At 46.7% G+C, this 26,961-nt stretch carries 21 protein-coding genes; 10 read left to right on the top strand and 11 right to left on the bottom strand.

From position 1 onward, the window contains the following. Positions 1-43: 43 nt before the first annotated feature. The 3 genes from A1355_RS11755 to A1355_RS11745 form a co-directional block, all read right to left on the bottom strand. On the bottom strand, positions 44-3,037 hold the full coding sequence (locus A1355_RS11755; protein ID WP_064028276.1) for a Tn3 family transposase: 2,994 nt from the start codon (positions 3,035-3,037) through the stop codon (positions 44-46). Positions 3,038-3,043: 6 nt separating this feature from the next. Then, positions 3,044-4,339: a site-specific integrase gene (locus A1355_RS11750; protein WP_064028254.1), complete on the bottom strand. Its 1,296-nt coding sequence runs from the start codon at positions 4,337-4,339 to the stop codon at positions 3,044-3,046. 385 nt (positions 4,340-4,724) lie between these two features. Next, a complete protein-coding gene (locus A1355_RS11745; protein WP_231883646.1) occupies positions 4,725-5,381 on the bottom strand; it encodes an HAD-IA family hydrolase in 657 nt (218 codons plus the stop codon). 539 nt (positions 5,382-5,920) lie between these two features. Between A1355_RS11745 and A1355_RS11740 the strand changes: the two genes are divergently transcribed. After that, on the top strand, positions 5,921-7,447 hold the full coding sequence (locus A1355_RS11740) for a hypothetical protein (protein ID WP_064028251.1): 1,527 nt from the start codon (positions 5,921-5,923) through the stop codon (positions 7,445-7,447). A gap of 103 nt (positions 7,448-7,550) precedes the next feature. On the opposite strand, the gene A1355_RS11735 is transcribed toward A1355_RS11740, so the two are convergent. Then, the gene (locus A1355_RS11735; RefSeq protein WP_064028249.1) at positions 7,551-8,441 is read right to left on the bottom strand and encodes a LysR family transcriptional regulator; all 891 of its coding nucleotides are present in this window, start codon (positions 8,439-8,441) and stop codon (positions 7,551-7,553) included. A gap of 226 nt (positions 8,442-8,667) precedes the next feature. Here A1355_RS11735 and A1355_RS11730 point away from each other — a divergent pair, with 226 nt between their 5' ends. From A1355_RS11730 to A1355_RS26125, 6 genes are all read left to right on the top strand, one after another. Beyond that, on the top strand, positions 8,668-9,405 hold the full coding sequence (locus A1355_RS11730; RefSeq protein ID WP_197471791.1) for an MBL fold metallo-hydrolase: 738 nt from the start codon (positions 8,668-8,670) through the stop codon (positions 9,403-9,405). A gap of 491 nt (positions 9,406-9,896) precedes the next feature. Next, on the top strand, positions 9,897-10,727 hold the full coding sequence (locus A1355_RS11725) for a class I SAM-dependent methyltransferase (RefSeq protein WP_231883645.1): 831 nt from the start codon (positions 9,897-9,899) through the stop codon (positions 10,725-10,727). Positions 10,728-10,807: 80 nt separating this feature from the next. Then, positions 10,808-11,626, top strand: a complete 819-nt coding sequence (locus A1355_RS11720; RefSeq protein WP_231883644.1) for a class I SAM-dependent methyltransferase — start codon at positions 10,808-10,810, stop codon at positions 11,624-11,626. A gap of 59 nt (positions 11,627-11,685) precedes the next feature. Beyond that, positions 11,686-12,750 carry a PD40 domain-containing protein gene (locus A1355_RS11715; RefSeq protein ID WP_064028242.1) on the top strand — a complete coding sequence of 355 codons (1,065 nt, stop codon included), beginning with the start codon at positions 11,686-11,688 and terminating at the stop codon, positions 12,748-12,750. A 98-nt stretch (positions 12,751-12,848) separates the two neighbouring features. After that, positions 12,849-13,922 carry a class I SAM-dependent methyltransferase gene (locus A1355_RS11710; protein ID WP_082885506.1) on the top strand — a complete coding sequence of 358 codons (1,074 nt, stop codon included), beginning with the start codon at positions 12,849-12,851 and terminating at the stop codon, positions 13,920-13,922. Between the two features lie 289 nt (positions 13,923-14,211). After that, positions 14,212-14,607 (top strand): hypothetical protein, encoded by a 396-nt coding sequence (locus A1355_RS26125; protein WP_064028240.1) that lies wholly within the window; start codon positions 14,212-14,214, stop codon positions 14,605-14,607. Positions 14,608-14,673: 66 nt separating this feature from the next. Here the strand turns inward: A1355_RS26125 and A1355_RS11700 are convergent, their stop codons facing one another. The 6 genes from A1355_RS11700 to A1355_RS11680 all read right to left on the bottom strand — a co-directional run bounded on the left by A1355_RS11700 (position 14,674) and on the right by A1355_RS11680 (position 19,890). Then, positions 14,674-15,072 carry a cupin domain-containing protein gene (locus A1355_RS11700; protein ID WP_064028268.1) on the bottom strand — a complete coding sequence of 133 codons (399 nt, stop codon included), beginning with the start codon at positions 15,070-15,072 and terminating at the stop codon, positions 14,674-14,676. A 47-nt stretch (positions 15,073-15,119) separates the two neighbouring features. Beyond that, positions 15,120-16,697, bottom strand: a complete 1,578-nt coding sequence (locus A1355_RS11695) for a sigma 54-interacting transcriptional regulator (RefSeq protein ID WP_064028238.1) — start codon at positions 16,695-16,697, stop codon at positions 15,120-15,122. 96 nt (positions 16,698-16,793) lie between these two features. Next, positions 16,794-17,867, bottom strand: a complete 1,074-nt coding sequence (locus A1355_RS11690; protein ID WP_157197861.1) for a hypothetical protein — start codon at positions 17,865-17,867, stop codon at positions 16,794-16,796. A gap of 5 nt (positions 17,868-17,872) precedes the next feature. After that, positions 17,873-18,772 (bottom strand): ZIP family metal transporter, encoded by a 900-nt coding sequence (locus A1355_RS11685; RefSeq protein ID WP_082885505.1) that lies wholly within the window; start codon positions 18,770-18,772, stop codon positions 17,873-17,875. A gap of 52 nt (positions 18,773-18,824) precedes the next feature. After that, positions 18,825-19,112, bottom strand: a complete 288-nt coding sequence (locus tag A1355_RS26610; protein WP_082885504.1) for an FmdB family zinc ribbon protein — start codon at positions 19,110-19,112, stop codon at positions 18,825-18,827. Positions 19,113-19,233: 121 nt separating this feature from the next. Next, positions 19,234-19,890, bottom strand: coding sequence for a beta-class carbonic anhydrase (locus tag A1355_RS11680; RefSeq protein ID WP_064028266.1), 657 nt, complete (start codon positions 19,888-19,890; stop codon positions 19,234-19,236). A gap of 978 nt (positions 19,891-20,868) precedes the next feature. Here A1355_RS11680 and A1355_RS11675 point away from each other — a divergent pair. After that, positions 20,869-21,375 carry a hypothetical protein gene (locus A1355_RS11675; RefSeq protein WP_064028232.1) on the top strand — a complete coding sequence of 169 codons (507 nt, stop codon included), beginning with the start codon at positions 20,869-20,871 and terminating at the stop codon, positions 21,373-21,375. Further along, positions 21,372-22,319, top strand: a complete 948-nt coding sequence (locus A1355_RS11670) for a ComEC/Rec2 family competence protein (RefSeq protein WP_064028230.1) — start codon at positions 21,372-21,374, stop codon at positions 22,317-22,319. The genes A1355_RS11675 and A1355_RS11670 overlap by 4 nt, the downstream gene beginning before the upstream one ends. A 232-nt stretch (positions 22,320-22,551) precedes the next feature. Here A1355_RS11670 and A1355_RS11665 read toward each other — a convergent pair whose 3' ends face one another. Continuing rightward, the gene (locus A1355_RS11665; RefSeq protein WP_231883643.1) at positions 22,552-25,959 is read right to left on the bottom strand and encodes a ThiF family adenylyltransferase; all 3,408 of its coding nucleotides are present in this window, start codon (positions 25,957-25,959) and stop codon (positions 22,552-22,554) included. Positions 25,960-26,156: 197 nt separating this feature from the next. Here A1355_RS11665 and A1355_RS11655 point away from each other — a divergent pair, with 197 nt between their 5' ends. Continuing rightward, positions 26,157-26,945 (top strand): helix-turn-helix transcriptional regulator, encoded by a 789-nt coding sequence (locus A1355_RS11655; protein ID WP_231883642.1) that lies wholly within the window; start codon positions 26,157-26,159, stop codon positions 26,943-26,945. Positions 26,946-26,961: the final 16 nt, after the last annotated feature.

The raw sequence follows: 26,961 nt of genomic DNA, 5'->3' as shown, positions 1-26,961 counted from the left end.
AGAGGGTCGGCCGGGATTCATGTAAAAAGCTCAAAAAATATACTTAAGTATATGATTCAAAATCAAGAATTCGAAAATCCTTGTTTAATAATTCTACTTTGCGGCGGAAATCGAGGATGTAGTCACCATAACGATTGATGTGATCTAATCGATATGGCGCCAGACTGGACAGAATCTCCTGATTAATCAACACTCCATCAGACTGTAATTTTTTCAACACTCGACTCATTCCAACTACATTATGTAGAATAACCAGGTTAGCAACGAGATGGTTATATTTGACGATCTTTTGTTGTTCATGACGAAGATTCTCAGCGATTTCCCCTTCACTGCCAAAGAACAATTTTTTTGCAAAACCGTTGAATTGTTCTGACTTATTGGTTTCTGATTGAATAAGTTGACGTAATTCGATATCTCCAACGTATTTAAGCAGAAACATCGTTCGGATGACTTTTCCCAACTCTTTGAAGGCAAAATACAGTTTGTTTTTGCGACTATAGGTTCCCAACCGCCGCAAAATGGCCGAAGCTGATATTTTTCCTAACTTGATCGACACGGTTACACGTAGCATGTCTGGCAAATGTGTTTCGATCATCTGCCAATCGATATCCCCTGTAAACAAACGATCAATGTGCTGATATTTATTGCCGCTGTCAGGTTTGTGGAATACCAAATCTTTGATGCCACGAATGCGAGGCATTAATTTAATTCCAAGAAGGTGTGATAGTGCAAAGACCGTGTAACTTTGAGCTTGGGTATCCCCATGTACAGTGTCCGGTCTAATATCGGAGGTGTTGGTCATCAGTCCATCCAATATGTGGGTGCCTTCATAGGTACCGCAAGATATGAAGTGACTGAATAGTGCAATAAATTTATCTGAAACGTGGTAGTAACCGATGCCACCGTACCCCCCGTACCGAATGTGAAACTCAGAAATCAGGTTTTGCTCGTAGAGATTCCATTTTGTGCCATCCGCGGATACGTGTTTTCCAGAACCCCAGTAATTTGGTAATTCAAATTGATTATATGCATTGATGACTTTGACGATGGCTTGTTCCAGGACATCTTCAGTGACATATTTGATATTTAACCATGCCACTTGTTTACGACTTATTCCTCGAATCGATCTTGCCGTTTGTGTAGGGCCTAAATTACAACCGTAACAGAATAAAGTGCTGATCACTCGGGGTCTCAGCTCATCAATGCGGCTTTCGGTGCCAATCAATGGTCTGAAGAGTTTATTCAACTGCAACCAGCGCTCGGTATCAATCAGTACATCCACGATACTAATGTTTTCCATATGCTCGGTAATCAACTGATCGATTTGACGAAGGCCAGATGGCTGTTCGATCGAGGGTGGTTTTTTCAACAGTAACCGGCCATCAACAATTTCTGCATAGGTATTTTTCGGGAATTCCGCGTCAACTGTCTCGGCAATTTCGTGCATTGCTAATTTCAACTTTTGAGAAAAAGTTGTTGGCTCGATTTCAATTCCCGTCACTATTCCATATTCCACCAATTCCTTTTTTAGCGTTTCGTCATCGACTAGTTGCTCGCGATAATCATCATAGCGTTCGCCGTGCTGGATGAATAAATCTCCCGATTTCAGCTCCTCGCGAATAGCATATAGGACTGCTAGCTCTAAATAGCGACGATTAATGGCGACTATATTTCCATTGCTGCGCTCACAAAAGACCAATTTTTTCCAGGCTGTGGATAACCAGCGAAAATCATTTTCATCATATCCATCCAAAGGCAATTGAATAATTTCATGACGATTATTACGCAAGCTCTGTAAGAGCTTTATCATCCTAATCAGGGTATCGTCTTCGCTAGAGCTTTGCGGATTAATAATTTCAATACAATTGAGTAATTGAGCACGCAGTGCCTTGTATGGCTGAAGCAAAAAAGGCAAATGATTACGGCCTGCATAAGCTAAGTGTTCATCGCAGATCGCTACTAGATCATCAACATCAGCAATCAAGGACGAACCGATTGCTTCGACACGTTGACGATCATCTCCATCAATCCGGTAAGCCAGCAAAATTTCTTTTAGCTGACTGACAAGGCGATCAGTCTGGTTCAGTTGCTCTTGTTGATATACCGCGAGCTTGGTACGGGCTTGATTATCCAGTTTCTGAAGCATACGGATCAGCATATCTGTCGCATCATCAAGTGTTTTTGCAAATTGCGAACGAATGTAAATGACTGCCAAGGCATAACGCTTGTGTGGCTTCAGCTCGGCCATCTCACTGGCGTCCAACGATCGGGCAACGTAACGATACTGTTTCAGTTTGGGTACTGGTATATCTGGCTTTGGCAATTGTTCGACTAACACTTGTAGTCGCCGTATATGCTGAAGAAATGAGCGGGTCTCCTTGTTGGTCGGTTTTTTCGGTTCGCGTTTCAATAAGTTCCAGGCACTGCCGATTTCACCGGTATTTACTTTGAATAAAGTATCGATCAGCGTTTTGACCTTTGGATCCAACTGGTTAGTAATACTTGCAAAATGTATCTCATGGATTTTTTCACGAGCTTGGATTGCTAAACGATCCAGCGTGGAAAAAGCGGGTAATTCATAACGATGATGAACTAGCTCCTCCAACATCACGTTGATAATATCGACGACCACATGTCTGGTGTCAGCGGCAGTCTCTGAAATATGCTCTAACCAAGCGCGGCCTTGATTATCCAGTGGACGGACATCCAAATAGCGTCGCAAGGCGGCGATCACCGGAATTCGCTTGGTAGATCTATCGAAACGAGTTAACTCCTCAAATTTTGGCGGTCTTGGATATCCAGTTTGAAAGAGGATATATTGACGGATTACTGGTGGTACATCCTTAATTTGAACGAAATACCCGAGGCGTTGAAAAAGCTTCAGGTATAGAAAGGCAGCGGTACGTGCCGTTGGGCGCTTGGCTATTTGGTCAATGAATTCAATCTCGGCCGATGTCAAGGTATATACATCCTGAATCTCTTGAGTAGTCGGATCGGCTTTCAGCCGAGGATAGGCCGTTTCATGTATCTGGGTCATGGTCAATTATTCCCATTGTTTGCCACTGACCGGATCACGGCAATAGGCCTCTAGGAAGCATTGACCTGCGTCGGCGAGTTGATGAAGTTCATCCAGTAAGGTATATAGACAATCATCCAGCACATCCTCGGTGGGTGTTGGCACCGAAATACGATAAAAGCATCCCTCGCGGTCTATCTGCTGCGCTTGAAAGCGGGTAAGGCAGCTTTGTGTAATGTTTCGTAGTGCTCGCGACTTACCATTTTCTTTCTTATTATTGAACGGTACCAATTGAATGGAGACTTCAATAATGCATACAGGTATTTCTGGAATAGCTGGTAATTTAGGGACTATTTTCTGCGAAGCTTTTATGGAAAGTGGCAATACCTTCTCTAATCCGCGCTCAAATCGGGCTTTGAGATCTTCATCAGCCCCGTCCAAATAGCGCATTGCCGTTTTTACGTCACGCCAACCCACGTAATTCATTAATTCGCGAATATCCCAGCCGCTCAATCTTGCCCAATTGGCAAAGCCACGTCGCAGCGAATGGCTGCTAAATACCTCTGAATTAGCAACGCCAGCTCGAAGGAACAGCTGACGTAGTATGGGGACAATACTGCCAGCCGCAAGCCCGGAATCAGATAGATGACCCCAACGATTAATTTTACGAAATAATGGACCTTCTGTTAGCGTAGAAAACGCAAGCCAGGCTTGGACGGCTTCAATCGGGCATAACCTGGACAGCGCCGGACAGGAATATTCTCTGCCTTCCAGTTGTCGATCGCCCTTGCTACGCGGAAGAAAACAGGTCATACCCTCTTCAGGTTTGATTTCAATGCATTCAACACGTAGATTAATCAGCTCATCCGATCGAAATCCTCGCCAAAACCCAAGTAACACCAAAGCCCGATCCCGAGTATGCTTTAGCACAGTCGCATTATCACCGCGCTTCAGAGCGCACGCCGTTGCTTCTTCTAACCAATGACAAATAGATTGAAGTATCTCCACTTCCAATGGTTTGGCCCGTTTTTCTTGTGCAGGATGCAGGGTCCTAATACCTTTGAGAACCAATCGAATCTTGGGGTCCTTGGTTGGGTCCGGAAATCCATGATCTTGGTGCCAGCGTGATAAAGCAGCCAAGCGATGCTTTAGTGTGTTCAGTGAAAGCGATTCTGCATGCTCAGCAAGGTACTGAGCAACATTATCGACAGTGGAAGGAAGTAACCCGCCCCATTCGATTTCGAAATGACGGATTGCCGAATCATAACTGCGCCGGGTATTGGTTCGTTCGGCTGCGTTCAAATATTGTTCGACTCGATTCATCCTTTTTATCGTTAATTTTGATGTTCGGACAGACTGCTTAGTGGCCACAAAATAAAGCTAACGTACAAATTTCCCTAATGCTTTGTTTGCCCCAAATTAGCTTCTCATGAGGCCTAGATTGAAAAATTGGCCAGGCCTTTGAATTAGGGTAAATAGCGTCCATATTTAAAATATAGGGCGTTTTTTGCTGATTCTGCAAACAGTTTCGCCTTCATCGCTGCAGGGAGGCCAGCCCGTTCCCGGTCATTCAGATCAACGTCTGGTCCACGGGGATAAAGAATGGCTCTAACCAACACCGAGCTTCGCTACAAAGTCAACAACGCGATCTTTCGCCGAATAAGGTTTGCATTGCAGGAGTTGAACGTCCCGCATCATTATTAGTTGTTCATTGTGCAAAATCGGCGAGTAATTTCGGTAGCAGCAACATATCGTCAAATAACTCGATACTTTCTCCTCCATACGAAGCATATTCTCCCTTATGCAAATATCGAAATGCTCGCATACCTGCTGCCGCAGCTGCCTCAACCCCAACTTCGCTATCTTCAATCACCACGCATTGATCAGGCATAAAACCCATCGACTTGGCGGCATATTGGAATAAACCCGGCTCCGGTTTCCAGGAGCCCACTTCGTACGAACTGAAAAGGTTGTCGCCAAAATAAGGTGCGAGACCACTAATTTCCAGTGATTGCCGGATTTTTGGCATTGGCCCACTCGAGGCGATGCACTTGGGCACGTGTAAAGCTTCCAACATTTCGATGACACCAGGCATCGGCTTTAACTCGCAACGGAACAGTTCGGAAACACGCTGGCGATAATGTTGTTCAAAAGTTTCCGGCAACTTCCTGCCGAGGCGAATCTCGATATCGGTAAGAATTGCGGCCAATTTTTTACCGCGATAGCGCAACATCAAAACGTTGACGGTCTCATTCAACTGAGGAAGTAAGTCAAGGAACGCTTGGTTGCAAAGGGCCTCGCTATCTACTAGCGTACCATCCAAATCAAAGATTACGCAGAGTCCGTTCATTATTACGAGTTTCATTCCAATTCATACAACGTTTCACTTTGATCAACCTACTTGATAACCAACTCTTAGTTTAACGGCGTGCCGGGATTGGCTATGTCTTAAGGGCAGCGTTTTTCAAGTCATACACTGAACGCATACTACCACTCTACCGCTTTTAGCTAACAAAATGAGAAGGTAGACAACAACATACGGTTCAGCACTCTTATCAAGACCAACGGTTTAAGTAAAGAACTCATAAGTCTTTAAGAGATATCGCGATTTACACGATTCATTATATAGATCAATAACGTAAAGTAGCTTTACGCTAATTTTACGTGAATCCCGGCCCTCTTTTTTGAGGGCCGTCCAATGGTTCTAACTCAAGTTTTTATTCATTCAATGCAAATATGCATGATAAACATGTGATTATGCATATTTTATGTGCATTTTAATTACCCCAAGTGTGCCCTACAATGCATTCGAAAGGTCTCAGATAGGAAAAACTTCAAAAAGCCAGTGTGGGCGCGTTTTGTTCGAACGACTCGGAGACAAGAACAAGCATATGGAGGAAAACGATGAAAAAACTAATATTTTTGCTAGCACTACTTGCTTCTGCGCCGCTTTCGGCCGATGGGGACCACGTTGCTGGCATCGGGCAAGAACAACTTGGCACGGCGAATTTTGCCGTTTCTTGTTCACCGGCAGTTCAATTAGAGTTCAACCGCGCGGTGGCTATGCTGCATTCCTTTTGGTACGACGAAGCCAAAAAAACCTTTGCTCATATCTCGGAAGTTGAACCTGATTGTGTGATGGCACAGTGGGGTATTGCAATGAGCCTTTATCACCAGTTATGGGCAACACCACCCACAGTGGCAGAATTACAGGAAGGTCGTGACGCTTTAACGCGAGCACAAGGGTTACACGTGAAAACCGACCGCGAACGCTTGTACTTGGAGGCAGCCGCCCAACTATACCGCTTGGAAGAAGCTGACTATGGCCGCCGTAAATTGGCTTACACACAGGCGATGGCAAAGGTGCAAGCGCAGTTTCCCGACGATCCTGAAGCCAATGTCTTCTATGCGTTAGCCTTGATTTCCACCACCGATCCTCATGACAAGACCTATGCACAATCCAAAAATGCTTTGACCCTATTGCAAAAGGTATTGGATCAGATTCCCGATCATCCCGGTGTGGCCCATTACATCATTCATGCTAGTGACAATCCCGACTTGGCTTCGCAGGGTTTGGCCGCAGCCCGAGCCTATGCTCACATAGCTCCCGCCGTACCGCACGCGCTGCATATGCCATCGCATATTTTCATTCGTTTAGGATTATGGGAAGACGCGGCCGCGTCGAATTTGGCCGCCTATCTCGCTGCCAAAGACTATGCAAAGCTCAACTTTCCCGGCAAGGTTTGGGATCAAGAACTCCATTTCATGGATTACTTAATGTATGCCTACTTGCAAGACGGCCAAAACAGCAAAGCCGAAACGTTATGGAAGGAGGCTGACAAGATTAAAAAGACCCATCCAGAAAATTCGACGTCGGCTTACGCTTTAGCCGCAATACCGGCTCGTTATTTCATTGAGCGCCACGCATGGAAAGAAGCCGCAAAGCTTTCCTTACAGCCAAGTGATTTTCCGTGGGATCAGTTTGGCTGGTGTGAAGCCATTACGCAATTTGCCCGCGGTTTGGGCGCTGCCAGAAGCGGCGATCTGCAACAGGCACAAATCAGTGAAGTCCGATTGGGAGTCCTCAGAGACGCGGCAACAGCCGAGAATAATGCCTACGCGGCGGACCAAATCGAAATTCAACGGCTGGCCGTGGCGGCCTGGATCGCTTTGGCTGACCATCGGGAACAAGAGGCAGAAGCATTGCTGCATAACGCAGCTGATCTGGAAGACATTACCGAGAAAGATAACGTCACGCCGGGTCCCATCCTACCTGCCCGTGAAATGCTGGGCGATTTATTTCTCGAACTGCACAGGCCGGAAGCCGCCGCAGAAGCTTATCGGTCGTCATTACAAAAATCGCCCAAGCGCTTGTATGGCCAGCAAGGACTGCGGCTTGCAGAACAACAGTTGCCAGTTCAAACACAATGATGCCAAATTTTTGAACAACGCTTGTTTTAGCGCGGATCGTTGGAGGTCCGCGCTATTCTCCTGACGCTATCCATAAGATCCTGTGAGATAACGCAAAACCGGGCTAAGCAACTGCTCGTTTAGGCTTTCGCCCTTCCAGTAATTCGATTTCGTTATTCAAAAACTCGACCATTCGATCCCGAAAGATGCGGACTCTTGCCGTCGTGCGTAAATCGACATGGCTAAGCACCCAAACGTCTTGCCCTGGCTCGAGATATTCGACAGGGATGCGTTCCAGTTCGGCAGCCTCATCGCCCAAGGAACAGGGCAGCAAGGCTAAGCCCAAGCCCTCTTTACACATGTTGAACATGGCGACCCCGGAATTCGTCCGATAAGCCCGTTTGAGCTTGGGGAAATTCTTTTTAATCCAAAACGGTAGAGTGACACCATCCCCTAGCCAAGTGATGCAAGGAGGCATATCCGATAGGTTTTTTACCAAATCCGCATGTCCGTATACCTGAAATGCCATTTTGCAAATATGTTTGCCGACCACGTTAGGCGGCGGTTCGTTTACCGCCTGGATTGCGATGTCTGCTTCGCGATTAGCCAGATTCACCACATGGTCAGCCGTGATCAACTCGACATCGACTTCCGGATAATCGCGTTTGAAATCGCGGATGACCGGCATCACAAAACGCTTGGAGCAAACATCGGACACGTTTATTCGGATCATCCCTGAGACTTCCTCAGTGTCAATCTCGATTTTTCGATGGATGGCATTGGCTTGTATCGCCATTTCTTCGACTTGCGTAACGATTTTTTCGCCTACCGGGGTAATGACCCAGCCTTTTGCCGTGCGATCGAACAGCGGCTTTCCTAGGGCATTCTCAAGCGCAGCAATGCGTCGGCTGACAGTTGATTGATTGACGCCAAGTCGGTTCCCGGCCTCAGTGACGTTGCCCGAGCGTACAACCTCAATGAAATAACGCAGATCGTCCCAATTTGTATCATGCATATTTGCAAATCCAGTATGTTAATTTTGACTAATTCCATGCATTTTAATCTGTCTCGTGCTGCCTTACAATGCATTTGAAAGGTTGCAGACAGAAAAATTCTCCGGGAAAAAATGCTGTGACCGATCACTGGTTAAAGCGCTGATTTAACCGGTTCTAATAACTAGATGGCGTTCGCTTAAATAATCAAATTGACACTGAAAAATGTGTCTTTCAGAGGAGAGTCAAGTGAAACTTAAACATTTGCGTCCGGTGCTGTTGATGGCGGCATTACTCATTTCTGCCTGCGCAGAAACCAGTCGGTCCGTGCATACCAACCTGACATCAGGGAAAGCCAAAGTCACCCTTTTGTATAAGGGACATGTTCAACCCATTGAGGGTAAAACCTTCTTGCCATGGTCAACCCATGACGGCGTTCGATCACTGTCCACCTCGGTTTTTTTAATTGAAAGTGGCGGGAAGGTGTTAATCGGCGATCCAGGTGAAGTACGGAAAGGCGAATGGCCAAAAATCATGGACAAATTAGCCGACATGGGCATCTCCCCGGAAGATGTGGATTATGTGTGGATTGATCACCACCACCCCGACCATACTATGCATCTAGGTGCATTCCCTAATGCACCAGTGGTCGACTTTTGGTCGATCTATAAAGATGAGATATGGTCGGACCATCCCGATAATTTCGAGATTATTCCCGGCGTAACCGTCGTCAGGACGCCGGGCCATACCGAAGAAGATAGCAGTCTTTTAGTGGATACAGATGAAGGTGTCATGCTCATTACCCATATGTGGTGGCATAACAATTTGACACCTGTCGTCGATCCCGTGGGGGAAGATCAGGCCAGTTTAGACAAGTATCGCAAAGCGTTGCTTCGAAAAGCCGATTTATTGTTTCCAACACACGGCGAAATTATGAAAAATCCTTTCAAGAACAAGGAATGGGATGGTAAACCTTATACCCCCTAAGAGTTCGACACGGCCCAGATCATTCGCATAATGCCAACCGATTGCATGTAATGACTATCGAGAAGAGTCTAACACCGAGCGCTATATTTGTTAGTCCAATCCTTTCAAAATCGGTAAGCGGCCAAAGTAAAAGTGCAATGTTTCATACGTTGTACTGAACCGCTTGCCGGATTAATTCATAACAGCGAGGCCTTTAGCTTGCGTATGCCGCGAGTGAGCTTAACGGTCGTAATGGGAGATTTGCTGCGTTTCCAGTTTTCGGCAGTGTGTTGTTTTACCTAACGAAATTTCCGCTTAAGCAAAATATTCGCTTGACCATGACTGACGAGTACCAATTTATCTTGGCATGCAAATATGCATATTCATTATGCTAGATTAGAGATTGGTAATACGTTTCGGATTTGAGTTATTTTCCGTACAATTTATCTGTCTATTCTGGGTGTAGGCAGTTAACTAATTGGTCTCTTCGATTTAATCTAAGGAATATGACTATGGAACAAAGCATGAACGAACTAATGAGCCATACGGCCGACATGGGACAGGCGGAAATGTTTTCCAAGGCCTGGTACAACGAGTACTTCCGGCGTGCCGCAGAAAGTCCGACCCACTCACGTTTTTGCGAGGCTGTTTATGGCATCAACTTGTGCCAGCATGGCATGATGGACACCGACGAGATGGACTTTCTGGCCTCATTGCTTAAGCCCGGCGAGAAGGTGCTGGAAATCGGGTGTTCCAACGGCCACATTACAGAATATCTGCACGAAAAGTCGGGCTGCAACATCTTGGGTCTTGATTATGCCGATGCCGCCATTGCCCAGGCACAGGAAAGAACCCGGGATAAAGCCGCCGCATTGAATTTCCAGTCCGTGGACTTGATTCATGACGAATTGCCTGGCTGCGATTACGATGTCATCCTGGCCATTGATTCGATCTACTTCATGGGCGATTACAACAGGACGCTGGCCAAACTCAACGCCCGGCTGCGGCCTGGCGGTCGTATGATTATCGCAGCGTTTCAGGCCAAAGAAGAGCATGATTCCGATACGATTCTGTTGGCCGGTCATACGCGTGTGGATCAGGCTCTACAGACATTGTCATACCGCTATGTTCAGCACGACTTCACTCCGAATATTCGCAATCACTGGATCAAAAATTACGAATTCTCCCGCAAACTTCAATCTGATTTTGCGGCAGAAGGCAACGCCTTCCTGTGCGAAGCCCGTATGGCCGAGAATGGTTGGTTCAAGGATCATGCCGAGCGAGGGACGCTGGTCAGATTCCTGTATGTGATTGAAGATAATGCGAATATCGGGCTCTGTTAGGCGGAGATCCTCTCTGCAATAAATCGAAGGTGAAGGGCCGCAGTGCTACTGGTTATCTTTTTAAAAATTCCCGTTATTGATTGCAAAGGAAAATGACTATGTCTGGTTACGTTGATGAGGTTGTCATACCGTATGACCACGATCTTGGCCCTGTACTGTTCGAGCATTACGGCGCTGATACCGCAAGACGCATCGCCGAACAAACGCCGACCGACGTGCTGGAAATCGCGGCCGGCACTGGCATCGTCACGCGTCACTTGCGCACCTTGTTGAAGAAAGAAGCTCGCTTGACCGCCATCGACATTAGCGACTCGATGATGGATGTAGCGCGGCAAAAGTTTCAGCCCGGCGAACAAGTAGTGTTTCAAAACGCCGACGCCACGGCATTACCGTTTAATGACGAGGCCTTTGATGCTGTAATTTGCCAATTTGGCATCATGTTTTTCGACCGGGACAAAGGGTTTCGTGAGGTTTACCGGACCTTGAAGCCGGGCGGTCGATACCTATTCCGAGTGTGGGACTCCGAACGCTACAACCCCTTTGCGAGCTTGAGCTTTGAAGTGCTCAAACAATATTTTCCGTCGGATACTCCTCAGTTTTTATTCGATCCGGTTTCCTGTCATCAAATCGATCCGCTCAAGGAACAGTTGATTCAAATTGGCTTTGATCCGATTGTCATCTCTGTACAGCGTCACGTCTACGATATTCTTGATGTAACGGCCTTTGCCCGGGCTTTAGTGTACACGCCAGTGATCTTTGAAATCAGAGATCGAGGCGATGTCGATCCCGAGGAAATCGTAAAAGAACTGTCGGATGCCTTCAAAAAGGAGTTCGGTTCCAGTCCGACGCGCTATCCGATGCAAGCAATTCTTTTCGAAACAGAAAAGCCCAAGGTTTGATCTCAGCAAACAACAACATTCACTTTTGATCGATCCAGAAAACCTATGAGACACACGTTATGAAAACAAAATCATTGAAGCTCAATCTTCGTTTCGTTGGGTTCGCGCTGCTGTTAGGACAGAGTGCATCGTATGCTATGCCCGGCATGGATATGCCATCCGGCGCAAACGCCCAAGCGCCTTCTTTGGCCAAAAGCATAGGTGCACCGATCAACTCGGACGCAGCTGAATTCGAAATGACCTACAGTGCCGACGGCAAAACGGTGTTGTTCGTTTCCACGCGTCCTGGCAGCATCGAGTCAAAAGGCAATCCTTACAGCTTTGACATCTGGATGGCGCACAACGTCAATGGTGTTTGGCAAACGCCGATTCATTTGGGGCCGGACATCGACCCCAAAGTCGGCCCGAACATAAATACTGAAGCGTGGGAACTGGAACCCAGTCTGTCCGACGACGGCAACGCGATTTATTTTACCCGCTATCAACCCGGTAATTTTTCAACTGGCGATCTGTATGTGGTACAAAAAATCAACGGGGTATGGCAACAAGCCAAAAGTTGGAATGATGTACCCGAGTTACCTCACTTAAACACTCCGACAGGTGAAGAACATTGCCCAATCATCGCCTCGGATAGTCTGATCTATTTCAGTTATCAGCAACCGGGCGTGACCCAAGACAGCGATATTTGGAAAGTCGAAAAGAAAAACGGTAAATGGCAAAAACCGCAAAGCCTGGGATCAAGAATCAACTCACCGTACCGCGACCATTTGCATTGGACAGGGTTGTCGAAGGACGGCAAAAGCCTGATCATCACCAGCACACGCACCGACATGGGCTCGCGTGGCGGCCATGATGAATGGATTTCTCACCAAAACACCAAGGGTGAATGGCAAGAGCCATTGAACCTCGGCGACACCATCAATACCTCCGGTGAAGACATGTGCTGGTCATTCACACCGGACGGCAAGAAGTTTTTTGGTGGCTGGGGGCCTCAAGGTTCATACAACATGGACGTGCTATGGATCAACAAGGACGATGTCCCGTTGCTGAAAAATTTCGATCCTATTGGCCCGCCGCCAAACCTGATGGCCAAAAACAAGGCGACAGTCAGCAGTATTAAATAGGCGCTAAGTTCTGCGAAAAGAAGACACTTCAGCATTCTGGACGCATCTCGGATTCAGTGAATTGAGGTGCCTGACACTACACATCCGCAGGACAATACATGACATTGCATTTGAATGAAGTCGATACCGGCAAGTTGGAACAACTCCAAGGCAAAGTGATGAATGACGTCGCCGGTTCCATGGGGCTGTTGATGGCGTATATTGGCGACAAGCTCGATTTGTACAGCGCGCTACTGGAAATTAGTCCGGCTAGCAGCCAGGAACTGGCCAACAATACCGGCATGGACGAACGCTATCTGCGTGAATGGCTTTCCGCCAATGCCGCCGCAGGCTACGTCAATTACGATGCCACGTCCGGAAAGTTTTCGCTGTCGCCGGAACAATCAGTCATTTTTGCAGCCGAAGGCCATCCAGCCTGCATGCAGGGATTTTTTCAGGCGGTGATGTCGGTGTATATCGACGAGCCAAAGTTGACCGAGGTTTTCCGTTCCGGTAAAGGATTGCCTTGGCGCGACCACAGCCCTTGTCTGTTCTGCGGCACCGAGCGCTTTTTCCGGCCGATGTATGCGATGAACTTAATCGACCACTGGCTGCCGGCGCTGAACGGCGTGCGAGAAAAACTCGAAGCCGGCGCCCGCGTCGCCGATGTCGGCTGTGGACATGGCTCGTCGACCATCCTGATGGCCAAAGCTTTCCCGAATTCGACGTTCCACGGCTTCGATTTTCACGAACCGTCGATCGAACATGCCCGCGAAAGCGCGCGCGCCGCCGGCGTCGCCAGCAACACCATTTTCGAGGTAGTGACGGCAAAAGAATATCCAGGCAAAAACTACGATCTGGTGACGATCTTCGACGCCTTGCACGACATGGGTGATCCGATCGGAGCGGCGACACATGTTGCCGGTACTCTGGCCGAAGGCGGGACTTTTATGCTTGTCGAACCATTCGCCGGCGATAGCCTGGAAGAGAACCTGCATCCGTTGGGACAAATTTACTACTCATTCTCTACCATGGTCTGCGTACCCGCATCTAAATCGCAGGAAGTCGGCTTGGGCTTGGGTGCACAAGCGGGGCAAAAACAGCTCACGGAAGTGCTGAATGCGGCTGGTTTTAGCCAAGTCAGACGCGCCGCAACTACGCCTACTAATTTAGTGCTGGAAGCCAGGCTTTAATTTTCTGATTGTGTGGCCGCCCCCCATGTAATACCGAAGCGTCGGCTGGGCCGCATCGAAGCGCCTGGCAACACTATTTGTTTCAGTTATCAGCGGTCCGGCGTGACTCAGGACTGCGTATCTGGAAAGTCGAAAAGAAAAACGGCACTTGGCAGAAACCGCAAAGCCTGGGTTCACGTATCAACTCCCCGTTCCGCGGTTATTTGCATTGGACCGGATTGTCGAAAGATCGCAAGAATCCGGTGATTACCAGCATGCGCACTAATATAAGCTTGCGCGGAGGCCGGTCATGATGAATGAATTTCTTACCAAAATCCCAAGGGTGAATGACAAGAGCACTCTGATCCTTGGCGACACCATTAATACCGCCGGTGAAGACATGTGTTGGTCATTCAGTTCAGACGATAAGAAGTTCTTCGGTGGCTGGGGACTGCTAGGCAACCGAATCAAGAGCAATCGATGTCAGCCAATGCTCAACTGTCCGAGCATATTGCCGCGTCGAAAGGTGCGGCGAATCATGAATTCGACTTGGGAAAAGACTGCCGCGCCTCAGGATGTATATATCACGTTGCTCTTGAATCCGAAAGTTCCCAACGAAGCGCCGTTCACGAAAACCGAATACGTTTTGGCAGAGAAATCCAGACCAAAAATTCTGAGCCCGTTGATCACTTATCCGTGCTGCTGATAAAGGCTGTAAAACGCTTTTCTCGTTCATATTAATCTACCTCTATCAAAACCATTTTTTAAGCTGTTAATGTGCGTCAATCTTAGCGGAAGCCATCTCAAATATAATAATTTCAGCTTCGCTTTTTCCGATATTCTCTACCGTCATTTCAGCACCGGTTTCCCAAAACACTTCACCTGGACCGAAAACATTGCTTTGACCGCTATCCTCAATTTTCAATCTTCCTCTGAGTACATAGCGCGGTCCTGGGCCTTCATGAGTATGCAATGGTGTCTTGTAGCCTTTGGGAAATCGCACCCGTATAACATTAGTATCAATTTCCTTAGCTGGAAGTGAAACGTATTTTTTCAATAACAGTTCGCGCGAAAATTTTGCTGATGATTCATCGGCATTGACTGCAGAATTCATCAAAAGGTAAAAGCCCAATATAGAAGCTAAATAAATAGTGTGGCTAAGATGTTTCATACGATTGGTCTCTCTGATAAGGTTGTGGTGAACGATAGTGACATTTATCACTTCCGAAAAACTCCTGCATCGATGTTGTAGTGTTTCAACTTCTGGTGTACAGCGCGGCGACTTATGCCGATCTCATTGGCTACCGCAGTGACATTGCCGTTGTGTTTGGCTAAGGCGTCTTGTAAGGTTTTCGTCTCAACTTGGCTAGCGGCCAACCGTTTTTTGCCGCGTAGGTTTCTCTCGTCCCTCAAAACACCACCGTCAGGACTTACGTCTACGCCGACCTTGATGATGATTTGTCCGGGCGAAAACAAAAATGCACGTTCCAGTGCATTCTCCAGCTCCCTAACATTTCCCGGCCATTCATAGGCCATGATCTGCTGCCAGGCTTCGTTATTCAAAACCTTCGGCGGCTTGCCATAACGATGGGCTATTTGTTTCAACAGATAATTGACTAATGCAGTAATATCTTCGCGACGTTCCCTCAAAGGCGATATGCGGATGGTAACGACGTTAAGCCGATAATACAGATCCTTGCGGAATCTCCCCTGGTCGACCAGTTCGAGCAAGGGGCGGTTCGAGGCGGTGATGATACGAACGTTGCTATGCAGAACCTGCACACCGCCGACTCGCTCGAATTCGCCTTCCTGGAGGACACGAAGAAGATTGGCTTGAGAGAGGAGCGGCAAGCTATCAATTTCGTCGAGAAAAAGGGTGCCGCCTTCTGCTCGCTCAAAAAAACCGCGCCTGAGATCGTGCGCTCCGGTAAAAGCGCCTTTTTCGTGGCCGAATAAGGCACTTTCGAGCAGGCTTTCCGGAATGGCGCCACAATTAACCGCTACAAACTTATGTTCGCTACGATTACTCAGCGCATGAATGGCTCGCGCGATTACTTCTTTGCCAACACCGGTCTCGCCGTTAATCAGCACATTAGCCGAAGTGGGGGCAACCAATTCCACTGCTTGCAACGCTTCGCGCATCACCTCGGATTCGGCGATTAGCTCCGGCCGATCCAATCCGCGCTTCTGACCCGAAACAGCCTTTGGATTCCATGTTTGAGCCATTTTTTCCGAAACGCGCGCGGCGACCTCGGCAATGGCTGAGCGCGAAACAATCATGCCGCCTTCGTTGAAATATTCGTCACCTTCTTCAATCAGGGCGGCTTCACGATCGGTGTAGATCGTAACTTCGCACTTCCCGTCACCGGTGGCAATGCGCTTGTTGAGTACTACCTTTGCATAGCCGAAATTTCGGGCCGCAATGCCACCAAATACCGAAGCGGTGGTGCGACACAGCTCAGGTGCCTCCTTAACGCTCTCGCCAAATGGGCAATGGAAGTTTTCCACGCATAAGCAGCCTGCCGAGTCACTTGGAACCGGGGAGAAGCTTCCGCCAATTTGTTTCTTGATATGTGTAATGATCGACACATATTGTTCGGGGGTGATTTTACCGGGCAATCCTAATTGACGGCGGGCATGGGCTTCAAGATAACTGCTGGCAGTCAATCCTAAGTCTTGGATATGATTGGCCGTCCCTCTTTCACTGTTGTATTGCCCCGCCAGTTTGACGCTTTGGGTAATAAACATCTGTAGGAAAGATATGGCACTTAGTTCGGGCAATAAGGTGTCGGACATACATTAAGCTCCTGGGGTTGTGCCTGAACAACTAATCTAAAAGAGGGCATTTTAACTTTGTGGGCTCAAATGGGCTTGACCAAGGCATCCATCTTTCTATGCTGAATAATCCGCAAAAAACCAAAGGTTTGTTTGAAATCTGTTATCTTCAGTTCTTTGATCGCGTTCTACGGACTGTTTGAGCTTCAATAATCGATGGAGCAATTCTGCCTTTAGAAATTTTCTCCCCAAACTATGTCGTATTATCGAACCAGCGCCTAAAACCTGATCGGTAGACGTACGGACCGCATGAAAGATCAAGGTTCCGTTCAAGTAAGGCACCACACCTAGTATATCGTGGGTAGTATTATAAGAATGGCTAACATAAAATTGCCTATCAACAACGATTACCCCCAAACTTGTTTCTTGAAAAACATGATGTCCCAATATAGCGGTCTGTCTATCTTCTAGGGCTCGATTTAACCAGTAGTAACTTTCTTCAACGCCTAAGGAAAAATGATTAGGATAATTGTTTAAATCATTGAATAAATCGGCAAATAAACCTGATAAAACTTTGCAACTTTTCAAGGCACCTTTTAATTCCAGGCCTGGTTTGACGTTTTCATCTTCTCTGGAATATTCCGAAATACCCTCGATACCATGATCTTTGTACTGACGCCAGCGGTTGTAAAGTATTTTTTGATAGACTTTGGAGATCGAAAAGAGCAGATCTTGCTGCTTAGCGTCGTGTTGCTTTTTCCGGATTTCAGATAACTCTTCTATTTCACTTGCTGACAAATTAAGGTGATCGCCAGGCTCGGCGTTTAATAAGGCCAACGCTTCAGAGGTCTGCGCTTCGTGAAAATAAAACGCTTTAAATGTATCTGTGCTCGCATTTTCTGGAATTCTGCCGTGGGCCAAAACGTCGCCATGCATGACGGAAATATAATTATTTTTAATAAATTCAGTCACCGACTGCAAAGGGTATTCTAGGTAAATTGCAGTAATGGTCGCCAATTCCTTTTCGTTTCCTTCGCTTATTTCTTGTGAGATGGGTTCTCCACTATTTAATTTTGATAGTTGATCACTATGCAGGCCAATGAGCTTTAAAACCTCGTCTGAAGTCGGCATGGCTGCACAAGGAGTTAAAGTTGAACAAATTAAAATCGGAAAAATAAAGAAATATTTCATTGCCATCAAATACGGTATTTTTCATTTTCGCCTAGTGGAGCATGGGCTATTTTTGCTTCCAACACAGGTCCAGATTCTAGCGGTCGTGTCGTTTTAGTCTCAACCGCCCCTTGTCGATCATGGAAAGCCTCGGCTTGTCCATGAATCCAATACACCAGAAAAATACTGAACGTAATGAGGCCAATTTGCTGAAATGCCGGTTGTTTTGCTGTAGCGCTACGTTGATGGAGACTAGGGATAAGATCGGCTATGGCAACATATAAAAAGCTTGATGCGGCTAAGGCCAATATGTAGGGCAACATTTCATGCAGATTTGCCAGACTGAAATAGGCCAGTACTCCTCCGACCAGTGTGGATAGACTGGACATCAGGTTATAGCGTAATGCGTTGGTACGGCTGTAACCGCTTTCAATCAGAATAGCAAAGTCACCTATTTCCTGTGGGATCTCATGAGCTGTTACCGCAATGCTAGTAATGATCCCCAGATGTGTATCCGTAAGGAAAGCCGCCGCGATGAGGACGCCATCGACAAAGTTGTGGATGGCGTCGCCCAAAATAATCAGGGGACCAGCCGACCGATGGGAACGTCCCCTGTTATGAGCAACGCAATTGCCAGCATGACAGTGGCGCCAAAGCAGCAATTTTTCCAATAGGAAGAAACCGATTATGCCAGCCAAAACCGTAGCCAATAAGCTTTGTGCATGCTTTTCGCCGGCAGTGCGTAGTGCATCCGGCAGGAGATCCAAAAAAGCGACGCTCAACAAGGCCCCAACGGCGAAACTAAGCCCATGAGGTAAGATTCGTGGGTGGTAGCGATTTGGAATCAGTAAAAATAAGCCTGCCGCGCCGACGCTGAGCAGGCCTCCAGTGAGGGTGAAAATGATGATCCAAACAAGTGTGCTCATGAGAGGTTGGCCTGAATTATTCTCGAACCAGCGATGAGATCCAGACGCCGCATCAAGCGGCAGATGGAGAGGATGCCGTGCTGGTAGTTGCGTGGTGATGTCCCCCGCAGCATCCACATCCTGGACCATGACGATGACTAGCCTCTTCGAGTGGGCGTTGAAGCGAAGCCATTGCTTGGTTTCTGCCTACAGCCATGTAACCGTGAACGGCAGGCGCCGATAAAATTCTTTTTTCCATGATGCCGCCGCATTGGGGGCATTCGGGTGCATTACTGTTGACGGAATGACGAAATTCCAAATCAGAGCCGCAGTTTCCGCAATGGTAATCATAGGTTGGCATAGAACATTACCTCTAATATTTAAGACGTTAAAAAGTACGCATGGGGTTTTGATCGATCCCGGGCTTGCGCCCGGGAAAGTGCTCCGAGATTGAAGCAGATCAGTTATTTTCCCAATCAGGGTTAGGCTGACCAGCGAGAAGGCTGCTTGGCGGTAACACCGAATTGAGCAGCGGTGACATCAGTGCGAGCCCGTTTTTGCGCATCAAAAGTTGGAGCACGCAGACGGCGAGTCTCGACTTCCCATACCCAACCGCTAATTAATACATCTTTCGGAATTAATGGATGGTTACGGAATGTTTCAACGGTTTTAATGCAGGTTTCGTCAACATCATCCATCATGCCAATCCATTTAGCGAAGGCGCCTTTATCGAGTTTAAGTTCTGATAAAGTCGGGTCTAGCGTTAACGAATCAATATCGACCCCTCTAGCACGAAGCATCTTTTCCAAATCGTTCGCGTTAGCGGAAAGCATGCCGCATTGGGTATGCTGAACGATGACAATTTCCTTGGTGCCAAAAAAATTGCAGGTCAGCATCGCTGAACGGATTGCATCATCGGTGACAATCCCTCCCGCATTACGGAAACAGTGGGCATCACCACCGCCGACCGGCGAATCCACCTTGATTCCGAGGGCTTCATCAACGGGTAGACGCTCGTCCATACAAGCAAGGACCCATAAACTACGGTCATTGTGACCATCTGGCCCATATTGACGACGAGAGGCCCAGTGATCATAGGCCGCGATACGGGTGGTTAGTTGGTCTTTTAACGATGACATAAACATCTCCTGAATTGGTTTTTAGTTCTTGGGTACGTCCAAGTAGCCTGCACGTACCCACTTTGTTGGCCGTGGCTGTTGAGGCCCGACGGAGATGTATAATGCATTGAACGTACCATGTTGATATTTATATAAATATCAATGGGTTGCGCCTTCTGATCTGCGATCAAGTGAGAACTTATAGTTCCCTATCTTCTGATCCGATAATTCCAAATTGTTGGATTCTTGCTGAACTACTTAAAGTGAGAAAAGAATATTCCCACTGGGAAGCCGTGTTGCCTAACAATTTTCAATCAAAACAGAGTGAAAATGATCGTTTGCCAAGTGCTTTTTTTGGAGCCATTTAAATCTTATGAATGGCAAATATGAAACTTGATCTCGCCAAGTCGGATATCATTTAATGTCGAACGCAGCTTTCGGTTATAGGACGTGAGTGATCGACGGCGATCGCCTCGAATTTTCAAGCCCGAATACAGATATAAGACCGACTGATCGAAGCTAAAGAAAATTCCAGAATTGATTGCCTAGAAGCCAAAGTGTCTGGGAAGATATGGTTTTCTGTAAGTCCTTAGTGTTGTATTTTTTACCAATACTTTGGATGTTGATTTTAAACTTGCAGATAAAATCGATTTTTCTAGTATAAACAACTAGATTTATACGACAAATGCACGAGATTATTGGGCATCTGATGTCTCATACATTACATTTAGCCGCATGATCAGTACGGAGCTAGTCACAGTGGATTCTGCTGAAGCGCACGAAGCTTGCGCGCATGAGTTCTTGCTAGGTCGAGACCGATCACCAATCGGCACACAAGTTGTAGATCAATGGGCTCGCTCCCTCCGTCGGGGCGCAGAGGTCATTCAGTTGGCATGCCACCAAGCCACCATCCGCCGGACCTTGCGCATGAAACCGCGCAAGGTCCAGTGAATTTAGAAATTAGCACTCAAATTCTGATCTCGGGAAGTGACCCAAAGTATGGATAAAGTCATCGACAAGCTATCGCCGTATAACATCTTTACAAACTTGTTTCCGGGCGTCATTTACTGTTTTGTTGCCACCAAGTTTTTCGGCCTGTCCTTGATCCAAGATGATCTCGTCGTAGCCGCTTTTCTTTACTACTTTTGCGGAATGGTGATTTCCAGAGTCAGCTCTGTTGTCGTCGAGCCGCTTATGAAAAAGACAGGATTTGTTACGTATGCCGATTACAGTGACTACGTCGCTGCGTCTGCAGCTGACAAGCTCATTGAACAATTGCTGGAAACAAGCAATTCCTACAGAAGTGTTGTCGCTCTGGCGCTTTGTCTAGTAGGCACGGGCGCTTGGACTGCAGCTGTCGCGACGTGGCCAAAGTTTGGAGCCTTTAACTACTACATACTTCTTATCGCACTTCTAGTTTTGTTTAGCTTGGCATTTCGAAAGCAAACCCAGTACATCACCAAAAGAGTGACGCTGCATAAAGAAAAGAGTGGCATGGCACCATGACCATTCTATCGGTTAGAACGAGATTTCGAGCGTACCAGCTTGAGTCAGCGGGTTCTTCCTTTTCTTACGCCAGTGGGAATAGGTTCGTCCTTATCGAAGGGAGGTACTGTGATGGGAATGAAGACAGCATCAAGCAAGAGCTTGGCATTTGCGGGTTTGATCACATTACCACCCTTCACATCACCTCTTGGGATCAAGATCATTGCTCGCCAAAGCAGCTCGAGAAAATTCTTGACGAATTTAAGCCGCAAACGATCCAGTACCCTGGCTATCTACCGCATACGGATTGCGGAAAGGAGAGCCTAAAAATCATAGAAAATTACAAAAGGAACAGGGCGAAGGCGAGAGTAGTGGCAGTTACCCCGAGGTACATAGAGAGCTTAGATACTGCATCGAACTACGGCTACAACAACATTATGTATTGGCCCAAGGAAATCGACTCCGAGACCGCGAATAATAATTCGACAGTGAAGCAGTTCCGAAGTGGGAGCTTCAATGTGTTGAGTTTGGGGGATGTTGAATCAACACAAATTTCGGCGTATCTCAGAAGAGCTCGTACAATCAACTCCGAGGTCGATGTCATGATAATGGCCCATCATGGTGCGGATAATGGCTTTACGACCTCTGCTTTTTTAAAAGCTGTGAGGCCAACGCTGGCAATAGCTACATCGAATTTCGGTAACCAATTTGACCACCCTAAACCAGAAATTCGGGAACTTCTTCACAAGCACGACGTTAGACTATTTACGACTAAAACTGGCGACGTGATAGTTAGCTCTCTTGGGAATCATACTGGGCAGTTCGAGGTAGTGAATCTTAAAGCTGGCAGCACTGCGGTATCGAGTCGCTACGTGGGCCATGCACGAAAGAGCCTTTACTTGCGAAACAATGAGGACACGCTGAGAGATCGCCGAACCAAGCACAATCGAGGCCCGCGGCATTGAGTGATAACAAGACGTTGCCAGTGACGCTTGATCTGCAGTGCGCCTAAGTGCGAGGGCTAAACGACTGCTTTCGGATTTATTGCCGCCATACCCAAAGTTCTTTGAATGTCGTGTTATGGCCCGACCCAAGACGTTCAAAACTTGACAGGGTTTGAATCTAAACTGGTGGCGGCTTTACAATCGGAATGCCGGGCCGTTTTTTCGGAATTTGCAATCTCGCAGACGTTTCTGATTACCACCTTTCGACTGCACAATTGAATCCACTCGGAGTCCATATGAGAGAAACCGCAGGAAGTCCACCGGCATCTTGGGCAATTTTCAGCAATGTCGCCTTATCGATACCAGAATGGCTTCCGCCCATCGGATGTGAATGCCAGGTACCGACAAACATCAAGTAACCGATGGAATCTTCATTTGCTTGACGTAGTGCCGATATTAGCCCTTCCGTTCCAAGTACAAAACGTAAAGGCTCTCTCACACTGTCGAGTGGTGCAAATACCAGTCCTGCAAGAATAATGGTTTTGGTTTGAAAATCCACGTGCCCAAGAATCGCGCCGCCAGTCTCTATGTTACCCCAATGTCTAGCATCTTTATCGATTGCTTGAGCAACGTGATTTAAAACTCTGATATGCCAACCGCCATCATCGTTTACCTCGAGAACGATACTCGGTTCCACGACGATATCAAACCATCGAATACCAATTTTGTTTGGCTCTTCAACACCGAATATGAGATGTCCTTCGGTAGGTAGGCCATCGGCAAGCCAATTCTGTATTTGTTCTGTAACAAGCGCAGCTGCCTTGGAGACTTTGCTATCTGGCATTAGAGTCGTGAGTGACCGACAGTTATCACCAACGAATAGGCGGGTCGGGTCGGATCTTTCGCCGTTGATTGCTTGTCGGAGTGTCACATTCTCCCGGCATTGATCAAATAAATAGCTCACAAGATCATCGACACGGCAACTACGATCACTTCCTTCTAACATGATAACAGTACAACGACCCTGTCCATACATCGAACTTCGAATCAATCGCATGGAGGAAGAATCGAGCTGCTCGGACATTGTTTCAGCCACTAGCACTTTAAGCGATGCTGTTGTATCAAGAATAACACCACTTTCACAACCTATAACCTCGTTAAAGTGATCTCGCTGAAGAAGAACTTGTGTTATGTCTTCATCAAATCCACGAGTATTATTGTGAGAAAGCTGCCTAAATGCATCTTGCATTGATTCAACTTTCGGTAAATAAACACTAGGATTCTTTATGACTGCATGGCGAGCCAAGTTATGAGGCGACAATGACTCGTTGTCTACAAAAGTCAGTTTTCCAAACCCTGCGCGCCCCATATGAAGTGCCACTTTTGAACCTAAGCTTCCACATCCAAGCAAAACGATCGGAATAGAGGTATTAACCGGGTCAATTCCCGATGCTTTTGTTAGTAAAGCTGGAGATAAAATGTGAGTATGGAATGCCGGAGTAACTTCGGCTTTCCGTTCCGCTAATGGGTTGGAAGATAATTCGTAACGAATTAAGTAAGGCAATAGCTCAACATCACGCCCTGGCGAACCCACAATTTGGGCGGGACGTTGAACCAGCAAAACTACAAAGGCCAAAAGACCCTGGCTCCAACTTCTACAGTCTTGATCAACCTGCATGACCGAGCAGCGGTAATACGTATCGAGTTTTTCAAGTAATGTATCTATATCGATACCTAATTCTTGTGCTCGAGTTTTCAAAGAATCTAGATCATGCACCGATTCAGGTTGATAGGTTGACACGATTTGCGGAAATCGAGCGGCATCTACAGCTCTAGCTAAAAACATCTGAATATTGCCACTAACTACTTTGCCAGTGTTAATTTCACAAATATTCTGCGTAAAGTTGGCTTCTTTCGGCAACAATTCTGAATATCCATGAACATGATCATCCACGGAAACATAAAACCCGTTTACTGTAAGGATTGTCCCATCCATCGGCACTTCTGCAATTGCTTTCTCCGCACTAAAAACTATTGTACCGGGACAATCATCCCGTCGAGTGGGTTCCCAGCCTTGTTCCATATTTATAAGTTGATCAGCGGCTGCGCTACGCAACCATTCGATGAGTTGATCAACGATTCGGTCAAGACCAAAGCGGTGAAGCATTTCGTCTAGCGAACCTTCAAATAAGCACGGGCTAACCAGATGCCCCGGTTTATGCGGATTAATATGTGGCAGGTTTAGCGGAAAATCCTTTCTAAGTTTGATTGATGGGGCTTTTAAAGGCCAATCTTTAGTAAAGCAAATGACACAAGGTTCAACGGCTAAAACACCTGTAACGGATTTGCCGTTAACCTTTGCTCGACTAGGTAGCGGAACTTTGATGTTTACATCAACGATACATGTTGTATCGTCTTCTGTTACATTACAAATTTGCAGCCCATGATGACGCTGCAATTGCATAATAGCGTCTTCAAATATAGGTTTCATATCCAGCTGCCATGAGGCATCGGGGTACTTGCGCCTGAAACTATTGCTGCCGCTTTTGAACCTTCCAGGTGGCTGGATACCTTGCTTACCAACTGTAAATTCCAAAGGCTGAACTGCTGTCTCTTTAGGATACTCTCCCGTGCAATAAAAAATGCCGTCAACATCTTTAACGATAGATTCGTACTCACGTTTGGCACCAATACAAGGCGGATCCGATTCATCATCTTTGATAGCTTTGGAACTCGATACGATTATTGCACCTGAACGTGTTTGAGATAGCGCTGATCTGGCATCTTGAGAAACCTTAGCCTTGCCTTTTGTATCAGACCAACTTTCGTTAGATAAGGAATGCCAGGAACAATGATGAGGCGCTTGCATCAGATCGTACTCAAGTACCGTCGTTTCGTGCTTATGCCGTTTCCACTGTTGCTCCCAAATGTAAACCTCAGCATCACCACCAGTAAGAAATTTTGCACCATCAGATGTGGATACATCTGCCGCCAATGTGAAGTTGACGATTACGCTGGACTGATTTTTGGCAAGCAGTTCTTCTTCGTCCTTATCGCTGTTTGCCTCCAATGGTCCAAGCAAAAACGCAGAGAACCAAACGGATTTTTTGCCGCAAATTGAGTTAAAAGTAGTATTGATCTTTACCAGAATAGGTTCAAGATCATCAGTTTTTCCTTCAATGTCTTCCCCCATAATTAGAATCCGGTCGCCATCATCTACATTGAACTGCTTGTCTCGATTGATTTTCACACGTCGGCGAGCTTCCGTGTTAAAGGCTTTCGCATCTGGGCTTAGCGTATGACTTTTACTCGCACGTCGAAATACAAGTGGAGATGACCATATTTCACGAATAACAATCTTTTTATCTTTGTAATCTTTTTCATCGTCAGGATAATCTGAGAGCAATCCGAGGTAGAAATACTGTTCCAGACCAAGGCAGTGATCTTTATCCGGATGGCTCAGCAAAAACACATCGACATAAGGTCTACCATATTCATCCTTCTTTAGTCGTTCCCTAAGATCCTTTGCAACATCACGAATCCCGTTTTTGGGTTCACGGATATTGCAATCAATAAGAATGGCAGATTTGTCAGCATCACCAAACCGGATGAGTGTCATGTCCCCATTATCGACGGGGAAGAAAGTAACAGTAGTAGGCATAGCGGTAGAGTTCCTTAGACTTTAAGAGTCAACTTGAAAAAACTAGATAGCATGGGTATAATTATTATGCGTCTAATTTTTATATCCGTCTACTTTTTATGCCGATAACGAGCCAATCAGACCGAAAACAAAACACAAACTGGGGGCAGGAAAGTCGGCTACAGTTCATTGATTTTCGCCTTCGGTGGGAAGGATGCTTGAACCGTAAGGATCTTATGCAGCAATTTGGAGTTTCCGTTCCTCAAGCTTCATTAGATATTGCAAAATATTCGGAGCTAGCTCCGTCAAATTTGGTGTACGACACTAGTTCCCGCACCTATATGGCTACTGCGTTTTTTCAGCCACAGTTTTTAAGAAGCTCAGCCAGAAGCTATTTGGCCGAGCTCATCGCTATGAAAAATGGCGTAATCGAATCTTCAGTAAGCTATATCGGAACTGGTGTTGAAGTCGATGTTGCTCCCATTCCTCCCCGATCAATTGACGATGCAACAGTTGCAATATTGGTACGTGCCATTCAAGACCGACTGGTCGTAAATACTACTTATCAATCTATGACTTCAATAGAGCCTAGCGAACGCAAACTATCACCTCACGCGTTAGGTTATGATGGATTTAGATGGCATGTACGAGCTTATTGTCATACTAAAAAAAGATTCAGTGACTTTGTATTGGCCCGCATACTCGCTATCGAGATTTCGAATCAAAGCGAAATTGATCCCCGCGATGATATTGAATGGCACACGATTGTTCCGCTCGTCCTTGCTCCTCACCCAGACCTGCCTGATGCCACTAAGCGTGTGTTGGAGCTCGACTACGGTATGGAAAATGGTGAAGCTCGGTTGCCATGCCGGCAAGCATTTTTGTTCTACACTCTCAAGCGGCTGGGGCTTAAGACTAGCGCGGATTCAAATCCCATCGCACAACAAATCATATTGAAGAATCGAGCAGATGTTCAGCCATACATAGATGGAGTTACGAGGAAATGATTTGCTATTTGAGTTG

Source organism: Methylomonas koyamae, assembly GCF_001644025.1.
Taxonomy (GTDB): domain Bacteria; phylum Pseudomonadota; class Gammaproteobacteria; order Methylococcales; family Methylomonadaceae; genus Methylomonas; species Methylomonas koyamae_A.
The sequence above is the reverse complement of the archived record's forward strand: the minus strand, read 5'-3'. Positions and strand labels throughout refer to the sequence as shown.

Excerpts from the sequence above, each read along its gene's own strand:
- A1355_RS11755 (WP_064028276.1), bottom strand. The coding sequence starts at position 3,037 with ATGACCCAGATACATGAAACGGCCTATCCTCGGCTGAAAGCCGATCCG.
- A1355_RS11750 (WP_064028254.1), bottom strand. The coding sequence starts at position 4,339 with ATGAATCGAGTCGAACAATATTTGAACGCAGCCGAACGAACCAATACC.
- A1355_RS11745 (WP_231883646.1), bottom strand. The coding sequence starts at position 5,381 with ATGAAACTCGTAATAATGAACGGACTCTGCGTAATCTTTGATTTGGAT.
- A1355_RS11740 (WP_064028251.1), top strand. The coding sequence starts at position 5,921 with ATGAAAAAACTAATATTTTTGCTAGCACTACTTGCTTCTGCGCCGCTT.
- A1355_RS11735 (WP_064028249.1), bottom strand. The coding sequence starts at position 8,441 with ATGCATGATACAAATTGGGACGATCTGCGTTATTTCATTGAGGTTGTA.
- A1355_RS11725 (WP_231883645.1), top strand. The coding sequence starts at position 9,897 with ATGGAACAAAGCATGAACGAACTAATGAGCCATACGGCCGACATGGGA.
- A1355_RS11715 (WP_064028242.1), top strand. The coding sequence starts at position 11,686 with ATGAAAACAAAATCATTGAAGCTCAATCTTCGTTTCGTTGGGTTCGCG.
- A1355_RS11710 (WP_082885506.1), top strand. The coding sequence starts at position 12,849 with ATGACATTGCATTTGAATGAAGTCGATACCGGCAAGTTGGAACAACTC.
- A1355_RS26125 (WP_064028240.1), top strand. The coding sequence starts at position 14,212 with ATGATGAATGAATTTCTTACCAAAATCCCAAGGGTGAATGACAAGAGC.
- A1355_RS11700 (WP_064028268.1), bottom strand. The coding sequence starts at position 15,072 with ATGAAACATCTTAGCCACACTATTTATTTAGCTTCTATATTGGGCTTT.
- A1355_RS11695 (WP_064028238.1), bottom strand. The coding sequence starts at position 16,697 with ATGTCCGACACCTTATTGCCCGAACTAAGTGCCATATCTTTCCTACAG.
- A1355_RS11690 (WP_157197861.1), bottom strand. The coding sequence starts at position 17,867 with ATGAAATATTTCTTTATTTTTCCGATTTTAATTTGTTCAACTTTAACT.
- A1355_RS11685 (WP_082885505.1), bottom strand. The coding sequence starts at position 18,772 with ATGAGCACACTTGTTTGGATCATCATTTTCACCCTCACTGGAGGCCTG.
- A1355_RS26610 (WP_082885504.1), bottom strand. The coding sequence starts at position 19,112 with ATGCCAACCTATGATTACCATTGCGGAAACTGCGGCTCTGATTTGGAA.
- A1355_RS11680 (WP_064028266.1), bottom strand. The coding sequence starts at position 19,890 with ATGTCATCGTTAAAAGACCAACTAACCACCCGTATCGCGGCCTATGAT.
- A1355_RS11675 (WP_064028232.1), top strand. The coding sequence starts at position 20,869 with ATGGATAAAGTCATCGACAAGCTATCGCCGTATAACATCTTTACAAAC.
- A1355_RS11670 (WP_064028230.1), top strand. The coding sequence starts at position 21,372 with ATGACCATTCTATCGGTTAGAACGAGATTTCGAGCGTACCAGCTTGAG.
- A1355_RS11665 (WP_231883643.1), bottom strand. The coding sequence starts at position 25,959 with ATGCCTACTACTGTTACTTTCTTCCCCGTCGATAATGGGGACATGACA.